At 34.5% G+C, this 12,911-nt stretch carries 9 protein-coding genes and 1 pseudogene; 5 read left to right on the forward strand and 5 right to left on the reverse strand.

Features of this window, described 5'->3' with window-relative positions; translation table 11 throughout:
* Position 1 precedes the first annotated feature (1 nt).
* The gene (locus V7M80_RS07295) at positions 2–283 is read left to right on the forward strand and encodes a hypothetical protein (protein ID WP_333695109.1); all 282 of its coding nucleotides are present in this window, start codon (positions 2–4) and stop codon (positions 281–283) included.
* Between the two features lie 51 nt (positions 284–334).
* Here the strand turns inward: V7M80_RS07295 and V7M80_RS07300 are convergent, their stop codons facing one another.
* The 3 genes from V7M80_RS07300 to clpB form a co-directional block, all read right to left on the reverse strand.
* Positions 335–1,513 (reverse strand): DUF255 domain-containing protein, encoded by a 1,179-nt coding sequence (locus V7M80_RS07300; RefSeq protein ID WP_333695110.1) that lies wholly within the window; start codon positions 1,511–1,513, stop codon positions 335–337.
* An 89-nt stretch (positions 1,514–1,602) separates the two neighbouring features.
* Positions 1,603–2,013: an energy transducer TonB gene (locus V7M80_RS07305; RefSeq protein ID WP_333695112.1), complete on the reverse strand. Its 411-nt coding sequence runs from the start codon at positions 2,011–2,013 to the stop codon at positions 1,603–1,605.
* Positions 2,014–2,144: 131 nt separating this feature from the next.
* On the reverse strand, positions 2,145–4,748 hold the full coding sequence (gene clpB / locus V7M80_RS07310) for an ATP-dependent chaperone ClpB (RefSeq protein ID WP_333695114.1): 2,604 nt from the start codon (positions 4,746–4,748) through the stop codon (positions 2,145–2,147).
* Positions 4,749–4,908: 160 nt separating this feature from the next.
* On the opposite strand from clpB, the gene ytxJ reads away from it, so the two are divergent.
* Positions 4,909–5,298, forward strand: a complete 390-nt coding sequence (gene ytxJ, locus V7M80_RS07315) for a bacillithiol system redox-active protein YtxJ (protein ID WP_333695115.1) — start codon at positions 4,909–4,911, stop codon at positions 5,296–5,298.
* Between the two features lie 173 nt (positions 5,299–5,471).
* Here the strand turns inward: ytxJ and V7M80_RS07320 are convergent, their stop codons facing one another.
* Together V7M80_RS07320 and fahA are read right to left on the reverse strand one after the other, a co-directional pair.
* Positions 5,472–6,653 carry a hypothetical protein gene (locus tag V7M80_RS07320; protein ID WP_333695117.1) on the reverse strand — a complete coding sequence of 394 codons (1,182 nt, stop codon included), beginning with the start codon at positions 6,651–6,653 and terminating at the stop codon, positions 5,472–5,474.
* A gap of 115 nt (positions 6,654–6,768) precedes the next feature.
* Complete coding sequence (gene fahA, locus V7M80_RS07325; RefSeq protein WP_333695119.1) at positions 6,769–8,052, reverse strand: fumarylacetoacetase; 1,284 nt, start codon at positions 8,050–8,052, stop codon at positions 6,769–6,771.
* Between the two features lie 110 nt (positions 8,053–8,162).
* Between fahA and glyA the strand changes: the two genes are divergently transcribed.
* From glyA to V7M80_RS07340, 3 genes and pseudogenes are all read left to right on the forward strand, one after another.
* Entirely contained in the window at positions 8,163–9,437 is a 1,275-nt protein-coding gene (glyA, locus tag V7M80_RS07330) for a serine hydroxymethyltransferase (RefSeq protein WP_333695120.1), read from the forward strand.
* Positions 9,438–9,553: 116 nt separating this feature from the next.
* Positions 9,554–11,776, forward strand: a complete 2,223-nt coding sequence (locus V7M80_RS07335) for a muramidase family protein (protein WP_333695121.1) — start codon at positions 9,554–9,556, stop codon at positions 11,774–11,776.
* A 29-nt stretch (positions 11,777–11,805) separates the two neighbouring features.
* Positions 11,806–12,911: pseudogene (locus tag V7M80_RS07340) on the forward strand (hypothetical protein); the annotation flags it as partial.

Genomic DNA, 12,911 nt, shown 5'->3' on the forward strand with positions numbered 1-12,911 from the left:
CATGACAGCCACATTTGAACCCATTGAGAAGGAAAATATCCACTCATTGGTATTTCCTAATACAGATGTTCTTGAGGACAAAGAACTGAAGCGAAAACGTATTTCTGAATTATCTAGAGCTTTGTCTTTGGGTAATTTAGAACAATTGAAGACAAAAATATTTTTTGAAGATTGCTCTTCTAAAAAAGTAGTAGAAACCACTATTTGGGGAGTAACCGACGATAAAGTGATATTGAAACAGGGTATGATAATACCCATAAATAGAATCTATTACTCGCAATAGATTAGTTAGTTTGTTAAGTTAAAACGCCAATGTTTCATTGGCGTTTTTTTATTACAATTGATTTAGAAGTTCTGTATCTAAACCTGATTTTTTATAGAAATCTAATGCCTTTTGTTTTTTGGAATTTAAATTTGAAAAGTCTTTTAATTTTTGGTAACAAATTAATTCTTGTAACATCAAATCGCCTTTTTGTTCGGCTTCCATATCCGATTTCATGAGTTCTTGAATTGAAACTAAAATCGTTTTTATTACTAGAGGTTCATTAGCTCTATTCACAAAATAATCTGTGATATATAAAGAAGAATAAATGTTTTTGCTTTGGTTTAACAGGAGTTTGAATAGATTTTGAGTTTCTTCATTTTCATTGTATTTTATGAGAAGGTTTACTTCATCTTCCCAGAGAAAATCATTTCCATCTTTAGACATACCCAAATTTACCGTGATTTGTTTGACCTCTTTAATTTTTGATAAATCCCAATCTTGTTTTTCGTTTCGGATGGATTGAATCACAATTTGTTCCAGTAGTTTTATTTCGGTTCCGGAATTGGGTCCTTTTTCGAATCCGGTTAATTTATCTTTATTTTCATACCAATATTTAAAAAAGCCATTATCAATACTAGTTACAGCATTTTTAAGAATCAGATAACTTTGATGCGAACTCAAATTTTGCTTGGGGTATACCTCATAAAGTTGACTGGTAACTTTGTTGGCCATCGCATAATCTTGTTGAAGTTGGAGTAAATCTGTGTAACTGTATAACGTTTTGATACTTCTGTCACCGGCATTGTATTTGTTTTCAACATTTCCTAACCTTTCATCTTTGTTTAAAGCTTTTTTACCAATGTTTAATATATAATTTACGTCGTTTTTGGCTCCCGAATAATGAATAAAATTTTTAGCATTATCAAAAAACAAGAAAAATGGAACACCTGAGAATTTAAGCTTGGTTTGAGCCATGAAAAGACTATCTTGACCATTAAGTCCATTTTTTAAGTTCATTTTATAACTTACAAAATTAGAATTGTAAAACGCAGCTATTTCAGGATTATCAAAAAGAGGTTCAATGCTTTTGCAAATTGAACAATCGGTATTGTAGTATTCAATAAAAACTATTTTATTGTTTGCTTTTGCTTTTTCAAAAGCGGTCTCAATAGATTTTTCAAAATTTACAGATTGTGAATATATCCATTGTATTGAACTCAATAAAAATAGTATGGTGTATTTTGACATAATTTTCATGTTTTTGCTAAAATACAATTTTTACTATTTTTGACCTATTTGAATGCTGTTTTTAGAATAAATTTAACCCCTTCTGTAGTTTATAACCGATCAAATTGGATAGGATAAATTATCTGACATCTCACTTGTTGGTTATTTTTAACTGCCGGATACCAAGGTTCTTTAAACAAACTTAAAACTCTGATGGCCTCTTTTTTATATGATTCGGAAATGTTGTTTACCACTTTAACATCCGAAATAGTGCCATCTAATTCTATTACGAAACTACAAACAATTTTGGGAATCGCTCGTTCGTTTGGAAATTTGAAATTGCGAGACATAAAGCGATACATGGCATTTTCACCATACATTAATTTTGGTTTTACATCCACCTCACTTTCTAAGTACACTTTTTCTCCTGGTAAATTGTGATGTAATTTTTTGGCATATTCTTCAGAGTTTTGGGCAAAACCTGTTATTGAAAAAAGGAGAAAGAAGATAATAGATTTCATAATTTTAATTTATTTTTATAAAACTCAATTTTTTTTATAAAAGTATAGTTTTGAAAAAAAATATCAAAAAGCACCAACTCATTTCTAAATTGGTGCTTTACTCTTAACTAATCAATGTATGAAAAAACTACTTACTTTACTAATTCACTTTGGTTTCTAAAAACCAACTCGTTATTAAAACTATCAAGTAAAATAATACTGTCGGTTTTAACAGTTCCGCTCAAAATTTCCTTTGATAATTTGTTTAGCACTTCGCGTTGAATCACTCTTTTTACAGGACGAGCTCCAAATTGAGGGTCATACCCTTTCTTGGCTAAATAGTCAATGGCTTCCGGAGTGGCATCCATCGTGATGTTTTGCTGAGCCAACATTTTAGTAACACTTTTTAACTGCAAGCCAACAATTTCTCTAATGTTTGCATTGGATAAAGGTGTGAACATGACAATTTCATCAATTCGATTGATAAATTCCGGACGAACAGTTTGCTTTAATAATCCCAACACTTCTACTTTTGCAGCTTCGGTAGCGGCTTCAATGCCGCCGGTTAAATTTTCAAATTTTTCCTGAATAATATGGCTTCCCATGTTGGAAGTCATAATGATAATGGTGTTTTTGAAATCGGCTACGCGACCTTTATTGTCGGTTAATCTTCCTTCATCTAACACTTGCAATAAAATATTGAACGTGTCGGGATGAGCTTTTTCAATTTCGTCCAACAATACTACTGAATACGGTTTACGACGTACAGCTTCAGTCAACTGACCGCCTTCATCATAGCCCACATATCCGGGAGGAGCACCAACCAATCGGCTTACGGCATGACGCTCTTGGTATTCGCTCATATCAATTCGGGTCATGGCATTTTCATCATCAAATAAATATTCAGCTAACGCTTTGGCTAATTCGGTTTTTCCGACTCCGGTTGTTCCTAAGAAAAGAAAGGTTCCAATTGGTTTTTTCATATCTTGCAGTCCGGCTCGACTTCTTCGAACCGCATCACTAATCGCTTCGATTGCTTCTTGTTGACCCACCACACGATGGTGTAATTCGTCTTCTAATTTTAGTAACTTTTCGCGTTCACCTTGTAGCATTTTTGTCACAGGAACACCGGTCCATTTGGCTACAACTTCTGCAATATCTTCACGGGTTACTTCTTCTTTAATTAAGGAAGTTCCGGATTGATTTTCTTGTAATTGCATTTGTAATTTATCCAAACGTTCTTGAGCTTCTTTGATTTTTCCGTAACGGATTTCAGCAACTTTTCCATAATCGCCATCACGCTCAGCACGTTCGGCATCCAATTTAAAGTTTTCAATTTCAATTTTCACGTTTTGGATGTTATCTACCACTTCTTTTTCCGATTTCCATTTGGCAAAAATCTCGTTGCGTTCTTCTTTTAAGTTGGCTAATTCCAGACCTAAAATTTTCAGTTTAGCTTCGTCATTTTCGCGTTTAATGGCTTCAATTTCAATTTCCAATTGCATGATTTTTCGATCTAAAACATCCAATTCTTCGGGTTTGGAATTGATTTCCATTCGCAATTTTGAAGCAGCTTCGTCCATTAAGTCGATGGCCTTGTCCGGCAAGAATCGATTGGAAATATAACGTTGTGATAATTCAACAGCCGCAATAATAGCTTCATCTTTGATTCTAACTTTATGATGGGTCTCATATTTTTCTTTTATACCTCGTAAAATCGAAATGGCACTTTCGGTATCCGGTTCATCCACCATAATTTTTTGGAAACGTCGTTCTAGAGCTTTGTCTTTTTCAAAATATTTTTGGTATTCGTCTAAAGTCGTTGCACCAATTGCACGCAATTCGCCACGAGCCAAAGCCGGTTTAAGAATATTGGCAGCATCCATCGCACCTTCGCCACCTCCGGCACCTACTAAAGTGTGAATTTCGTCAATGAAAAGTACAATATCGCCTTCTGAACTAATTACTTCTTTTACAACCGATTTCAAACGCTCCTCAAATTCACCTTTGTATTTAGCTCCGGCAATCAAAGCTCCCATGTCTAATGAGAAAACGATTTTTTCTTTCAGGTTTTCGGGAACGTCGCCAGCCACAATTCGATGTGCCAAACCTTCGGCAATGGCGGTTTTACCCACACCGGGTTCACCCACCAACATCGGATTATTTTTAGTTCTGCGTGAAAGAATTTGCAACACTCTTCGGATTTCTTCATCACGACCAATGACGGGATCGAGTTTGCCGTTTTTGGCTAGTTCGTTGAGGTTTTTGGCATATTTATTCAAGGAGTTATACGTTTCTTCAGCTGAAGCCGAAGTAACACGTTCACCTTTCCGCAGTTCAGAAATGGCGGTTTCCAATCCTTTTTCGGTTACACCTTGGTCTTTTAAAATTTGTGCAACTTTGCTTTTGGATTTAAAAATAGCCAAGAGTAAATGTTCGATTGAAACATATTCATCGTTCATTTTTTTGGCAAGGATAGAAGCTTCATTTATCGTGTTACCGGTTTCACGTGAAAGCATTAATTCGCCACCGGAAACTTTTGGAAAACTTTGAATCGTACTCTCTAAAATCTGAGTAAATAAGTTCACATTCACATTCATTTTTTTCAAAATAAACGGAGCAACGTTTTCATCTACTTCCAAAATTCCTTTGAAAATGTGTTCGTTTTCCAGTTGTTGTTGACCGAAACCTTGTGCAATTTGCTGAGCTTGTTGCAGTGCTTCTTGCGATTTAATAGTTAAATTTTTTAAGTTCATAATGTAGTATATTTTTTATCAGATGATTTCTAAATTGATTTTCAATATCTTTGTTGTGTTAATGTCAATATGTATTCCAAATCAAAAAAGAAGACAAAATGGCTTGTTTTTGATTAATATGGGTGCAATTACAAGTCAAAATGTCTTAAAACAAGTCAAAATGAGTTTTTTTACCAATTTATTCGGAAGTTCAGAAAATGAAAAACCATCCAAAGTAGGATGGAGGATGCTCACCGATTTAGGACAGCTCACCGAACTTATCGAATTATCTCATCAACAAGCGGTTTTGATTTTCAAACACAGTACGCGATGTAGCATCAGTCGGTTTGCCTTGAAAAATTTTGAAAACGAATATGATTTTTCTGAAGAAGAATTGCATATGTATTTTTTAGACTTGTTAGAATACAGAAATATATCAAACGAAATTGCCATACGTTTTGAAGTGATGCATCAATCGCCACAAATTCTTTTAATTAAAGAGGGAAAATGTATTTATCATGAATCACATGATGGGATAGAAGTTGAGAGTTTGAAGAGATTAGTAAAGTAGTTTACAGTCTCAGTTTACACAAATAGTTTATTCTCAATCTTGTCATTCCGACGAAGGAGGAATCTCATAATTTATGTAAAAATAAGTTTAAAATATCCACTTGGTATGAGATTTCTCCTTCGTCGAAATGACAAAAGGCTGCATAAATTCGGCATATTAAGAAACCAAAAAACTTACCTTCTAATCCTATTCCTACTAATAATATCCTTCAATTTTGCTTTCAAATCTTCGCCGGTATCAAAAACCATTTGTTCATTACTTGGAAACGGAACGGCTCTTCTGCCAAAATAAGTGATATATTGTTCATCAAAAGCCCGACGATCACCTCTAAAAGTAGCATAAATGTGTTCAAAAATGAACTCACTCGCCAAAGGAAATGAATTAATAAGTTGATTATTATTGAAGTCAATATAATCTACTTTTGCCGATACTTGACACGCTTTGAATTGTGTAAATTCATAAGCCGTGCCTTTCACCGTTATAAATCGATCTACTTTTATGGGATTACCTAAACTATCGCGAACGATATTTCCATTGGCATCCACCAGGTTTTTTACACCGTCTTTAATTTGTTTTTCTTGAATGACTTGTTTTTCTCTGATTTGTTCCGGTGAAATATTGATTGCTCTAAAGTTTAATATAATACCAAAATCATAGGTAATACCTTGTTGTCTGTTGCTATGATAAACCGTCCATTTATCATTTAAACCGTATGTGCTAAAATCTAGTAAGTCATTTTGTAAGCGATTTGGAATCATGATATTCGTTTCATTTTTAGCAAAAACGTGAACAAAATCAGTACCTTTAAATTGAGCTTCATTAATCAATTGGTTTACCTCTTTAAATCCGGGATTGATAGAATTTAAATACCTTAAATCGTCAAAAATTTTGCGAGATTCATACTTATTCGCATTTTTTAAAGCATTTTGAGAATGGGTATACAAATAATTGGATAGAGCGTTTTTACTATCAATAATTTCAGTGGAGTAATCTTCCAATGGAAAAATAGCATTTCTCCCTTCTTTGTGAAGTGGTAAAGGGAGAAGAGGTCTTACCAATTCTTGACGGTTATTTAACCTAACATAAGTATTATAAATTTTATCTAGATTTTGAGGGTTGGCATCTTTTGACCATCCGGCTATATTACGTAAATCACGTTCCTTTGCTTTAGCAAAAGCTTCTTCTAGAAGATAAACATAGTCTTGTTTACCCTTGGCTGTTTTATTTCCTCTCAAACCGGAAACAGCTAATTGTATAGCCGCATCATACTCTCCGGAAGTCAACATGTTACGGGTTTGTTTTACACCACAAGATAGAAGTAAGGTACTAATGAAAAACAGAGTCATTTTTTTCATGGAAAAATATTTTTAGCAAATATAAATTTTTTAGGAACTCAGAAATTAAGAATAATTTAATTCTCTTTTATTTATTTAAAAAAAAACTCCGGTTAAAAACCGGAGCAGCTATTTATTATTTTCGAACAAAAGGAGGGAGTAATTTGGATGAAACTTCTCCAAATCCGATTCGAACTAAACTGTTTTGACAATACCCTTTCATAATAACGGTATCATTGTCATTTATAAATTTACGTTCACTACCATCTTTAAGAATTATGGGATTTTTACCACCCCAAGTGAGTTCAAGCATAGACCCAAAACTATCCGGGGTTGGTCCGGAAATCGTTCCACTTCCCATCATGTCTCCTGAATTAACCTTACATCCGTTAGAAGTATGATGAGCCAATTGTTGAGCCATAGACCAATACATGTATTTAAAATTTGATTTGCATACTAATGAGGGTTCATGATTCTCGGGTTCTATATAAACTTCCAAGTTAATGTCGTAGGCATGCTTACCTTTTAGTTGTAAGTAGGGAAGAGGTGCGGGTTCTTGTTTTGGGCCTTTCGTTCTAAAAGGTTCTAACGCATCCATGGTAACAATCCATGGCGAAATTGAAGAAGCAAAATTTTTAGCTAAGAACGGTCCAAGTGGTACATACTCCCATTTTTGAATATCCCGGGCACTCCAATCGTTTAAGAGTACCATGCCAAAAATATAATCTTCTGCTTCACTAACCGGAATATTTTCCCCCATTATATTGGCATCTGTAGTTATGAAAGCCATTTCCAATTCAAAATCAACTAACCTCGAGGGGCCAAATACAGGCTGTGATTCACCATTGGGTAATGTTTGCCCCATGGGTCTATGTACTGGAATTCCAGAAGGAACAACAGAAGAACTACGGCCATGATATCCTACCGGTATGTGGAGCCAATTGGGCAATAAGGCATTTTCAGGGTCTCGAAACATTTTGCCAACATTCGTTGCATGTTCTCTGCTGGAGTAAAAATCAGTATAATCACCAATTAATACCGGAAGTTGCATTTCAACTTCATTAATATTGAAAATGATGATATCGCGATGTTCTTTATTATCTCTAAGTTTCGGATTGTTTATGTCAAAAATATCTCCAATTCGGTTCCGAACCAATCTCCAAGTTTTTTTTCCATCAGAGATGAAGTCATTCAGGGTATCCTGCATAAACATATCATCAGTAAGTTCGATACCCTCAAAGTAATTGAGTTGTTGCATCGCTCCTAAATCAATAGCATAATCACCAATGCGAGTTCCTATCGTAATGATGTCGTCTTTAGTTAAAAAAACACCAAAAGGTATATTTTGAATAGGAAAGTCACTATGATCAGGGACATTTAACCAACATTTTCGGTTTGGGTCGTTTGTTTTTACGGGCATAAGTTTGAGTTCAATTAGTGTTGAAAAATTATCAATCAAATATATTATTTACTATTAATTTAACAAACGATTTTCGTAATTTTGAGCTCAATTTAACGAAATATTACCAAATGCAACGCGATGAACAAATTTTCGATCTGATTTTAGACGAACAAGACAGACAAATTCATGGATTAGAATTGATAGCTTCAGAAAACTTTGTAAGCGATCAAGTTATGGAAGCAGCAGGTTCCGTTTTAACCAATAAATATGCCGAAGGATATCCCGGTAAGCGATATTATGGCGGTTGTGAAGTGGTGGATCAAGTTGAGCAAATTGCTATAGACAGAGCCAAAGCATTATTTGGGGCCGAATATGCCAATGTACAACCGCATTCAGGATCTCAGGCCAATACAGCAGTTTTCTTTGCTTGCTTGAAACCCGGGGATAAAATATTAGGTTTTGATTTATCTCATGGAGGACACCTTACACATGGTTCACCGGTCAATTTTTCGGGTAGACTTTATCAACCCGTTTTTTATGGTGTTGAAAAAGAAACCGGTATGCTTGATTATGATAGAATTCAGGAAATTGCAATTCAAGAGCAACCCAAAATGATAATCGCTGGAGCCTCTGCCTATTCAAGAGATATGGATTTTAAACGTTTTAGGGAAATAGCAGACCGAGTTGGAGCCATTTTATTGGCAGATATTTCTCATCCAGCCGGTTTAATTGCAAAAGGATTGTTAAACGACCCTGTACCGCATTGTCATATTATTACAACAACAACTCATAAGACTTTACGAGGACCAAGGGGGGGTATGATTTTGATGGGCAAAGATTTTGAAAACCCTTTTGGATTAAAAACTCCAAAAGGCGATATACGTATGATGTCTTCTCTACTTGATGCTGCAGTATTTCCGGGTAATCAAGGGGGGCCGCTAGAACATATAATCGCTGCTAAGGCAGTTGCATTTGGAGAAGCCTTATCTGATGAGTTTTTCCGTTACGCTCTTCAAGTTCAAAAAAATGCAAAAGCTATGGCCGCTGCATTTGTAGCCAGAGGCTATCATATTATTTCCGGTGGCACAGACAACCACATGATGTTAATTGATTTAAGAAATAAAAACATTACCGGTAAAGAAGCCGAAAACGCATTGGTAAAAGCTGAAATAACCGTTAATAAAAACATGGTTCCATTTGATGATAAATCCCCATTTGTAACTTCAGGTATTCGTGTGGGTACTCCGGCGATTACTACAAGGGGATTAGTAGAAGCCGATATGGAGGTTATTGTTGACTTTATAGATCGAGTTATAACCAATTATACCAATGAAGATTTGCTTGAAGAAGTTGCTGACGAAGTAAATGAATTTATGGGCGAAAGACCGATGTTTGTGTATTAAAAAATTGTTAATAAAAATCTTAATAACAACCTTTGAGCTACAAGTTAGTTCAAAGGTTTTTTTGTAAATTTAAAGATTAAAAAGTAGGTTTTTATTTACTATTGTAGTATTGCCCAATGAATAAAATTAAAATTTTGTATGTAATCTTTTTTCACTTGATTTTTTTTGCTGTACAAGCACAGGAAACCACTGTAAATCATGTTGTTAAAAAAGATGAGACGGTTGTACAGATAGCTCAAAAATACAAAGTTACCCCTAATGATTTGTATAAGTTAAACCCCGAATTACTAAATGGTATTCAAGAAGGGCAAACCCTTTTAATACCAACTTCTAAAGTAAAAGTTATTTCCACTCAGCCTAAATCTAATTTACAAACCGGATCAACGGCAGTCAATTCTAATGATGAGGTTGTATATTGGGTACAGCCAGGAGAGACCAAATTTGGTTTGTCCAAAAAATTCGGAATATCTATAGCTCAATTGGAAGAGCAAAATCCTCATATTATTAATGGATTACAGGCCGGTCATAAATTGATTCTTAAAAATGGACTTGGTACAGCTTTGGGTTCTAATTCAGCTTCTGTTTCGAATAGCGATTCAAATACACCCAAGGATTTAACTCAGTACACCGTTTTGCCAGGAGAGACTTTGTATGGGATATCTAAACGTCATGGATTAACTGTAAATCAACTCCTAGAAATAAACAAAAACTACATAAGTGGAGTTTTAAAAAGCGGACAAACGATTCAAGTACCTATGGCACAGGCAATCGCGGTATCAAAAAATGAGCCCCAAAATCCACAAGTTAGAACAGAAACTTTCGTTCATGTTGTACAGGCGGGTGAAACCAAGTTTGGATTATCCAAAAAATACAATATTTCAATTGCTGAATTGGAAAGGTTGAATCCGCAAATAGTCAAAATGCTACAAACAGATCAAAGGCTTATGGTTCCAAAATCGGTTCAGAATTATTTAAAAGAGCCTAAAGAAGTTGTTGTAAGTCAGAAAGTCAATACGGAGCCAAATCCCCAACCGGATACTATCGCAAAACCAAAAGAGGCTGAAAAAAAATCTGTTGAGATTTTACCCACTGTAAATTGGTATGATTACGAAGTTCAACCTAAAGAAACTTTATTCGGGATAGCCAAAAAATCCGGAACTACAATTGAGGAATTGATAGCAAAAAATCCACAATTGTCTGACGGATTAAAAGCGGGGTCAGTAATCAAAGTTCCGACAAATTTAGAATGGAATAATCAGACTTTGGTTAACAAGTCAGCAATAAAAACCAATTCGTATTCAGAATTACTTTCAAGATCAAATACCAAAGTTTCTAAATCAGTTACCTTTATTTCATCAAAACAAATTACAAGCATTTCAGATTTTGAAGCCTATATAAAAAATTCTAATTCGATAGAATCTGAAATAGATTTTTACAAAGGTGCACTTTATGCCATTGATTCTCTTAGAAAGTTCAATTTTGAAATAAATGTTGATTTCCAAGAGGTTTCACAGTTGACTATTCCATCAAAAAAAGAAAATAAAACACTAAAATCGAATATTGTTATTAATTTTTCGGATTTAAAAGTCACTCCGTTTGTATCAGATTATTGCCTTAAAAATAATGTGCCAATACTAACTCGAACACCAATTGAAAATGAAAAAAGAAACCTAAATTTTATAGCTCTTCCCGGTAAGGAAGAGATGAATCGAGTTGTGTTTGATTATTTAAGTGCCGAAAAAGCCAATATCATAGTTGTAAATGAATTTGAGAGTGCATTAAATCCTTTAAACGGTCTTGCTCATTTTTCAGATTTCCAAATCATTCAAACAAATGATAAGGGTATTTTGGACACCGATTTACTAAAATCTAAATTATCCAAAAATTTAAAAAATTATGTTGTATTAAATTCAGAACGTGTAGGTACGGTATTAAATACAACTACTTTTTTACTTCAAGTATCCACGGTTTACCCTTTACAATTAGTACTTTTACAACCAATTGATCAATTTTTAAATGAAAATTATTCGGTAAACCGATTCAAAGCTTTGAATACTTTATATCCTGTTGTGAATCAATCCAATCCTGATGAAATTAAAGGGTTTCAAAACAGCTATTTCAAGAGATATAAAACAACACCCAACGAAAATTTTATTTCAGGATTTGATATTACTTATGATGCATTAATTCGTTTGTATCAAGATTTATCGTTTGAAACTTTAATTAAAGATTATCAAACTAAGGGGTTGATGTATCAATTTTGGTATAAGAAAAACAATGATTTAATTTATTCGAATCATGGAGTAAAAATAGAACAATTTTCTACTTCAACAGATTAATAACAATACTAATAGATTTTCCAAATTTTATGGAATCACAAATTTCAGATATAAAAAAAACAGTTTTCCTACAATCCCTAAAAAAAATTCTTTTTATAGGAATCTTTTTCTTTACTATTCTTGGTTTTGCTCAGTGTCCCACTGTAACAAATACTTCACAGTCATTTTGTGATATACAATCTCCAACGGTCTCCAATTTGCAGGCTATTAATAATGGTGGAGGGGTTCGTTGGTTTCCAACAGAAACGGCAACAGTTCCTCTTTTACCTTCTGCAGGTCTCGTAAATGGAGAAGATTATTTTGCAGATTCAAATGGTGGAAATTGTGGTACTCGTGTACGGGTTGTTGTTACTATATATGGTCCACCTACCGGACTCAATTTTCAGGGGCGTTGCGTAGATTTTCCTGAACAAGCAACTGTTGCCACTTTGGTAGCAAGTGGAAATAATGTTCAATGGTATAATGTCCCAAATGGCGGAACTCCACTTCCGCTTTCTACAGTTTTAGTTCCCAATACTATTTATTATGCCAATCAGGAAAATCCAGATACCGGTTGTAGAACATCTCGATTGTCCGTTTTTGTTACAGTAGGTGTTGTGCCTGTACCTGTAGGGCCAAAAGTGCAACTTTTTTGTGAAGACCCTTCAAATCCGCCCACTGTAGCCAATCTGGTTGCATCCGGAAATAATAACTGGTACTCAACTTCTACCTCAGCATTGCCATTAGAATTAGATACACCTTTAATTGATGGACAGTTTTATTATGCTACAACTGTTGATCCGCCTTGCGAAAGTGAAGAAAGATTAGAGGTGTTAGTTTCGATTCAGCCTAGAAATAACGCTGGAGGCAGTGCTGTTATTCAGTTTTGTGAAACACAGTTGACAACTCAACCTTCGGTTAATTTATTCGATTACCTAACGGGTATACCCTTTACAACGGGAGTATGGTCTGGTCCTTTTTTAACTACAAATGGAAGTTTAGGAACTTTAGATTTAACCTTAGTAACACCTGATAGTGGTTCATATGTTTTTACGTATACTGTGAATAGCTCATCAGAATGTCCTCCTGAATCGTCTACTATAACTGTAAGTTTGGTGAGTCCACCTAATGCGGGAAGCAATGGGTTGTTGACAGT

This window comes from Flavobacterium sp. (assembly GCF_036759525.1).
GTDB lineage: Bacteria > Bacteroidota > Bacteroidia > Flavobacteriales > Flavobacteriaceae > Flavobacterium.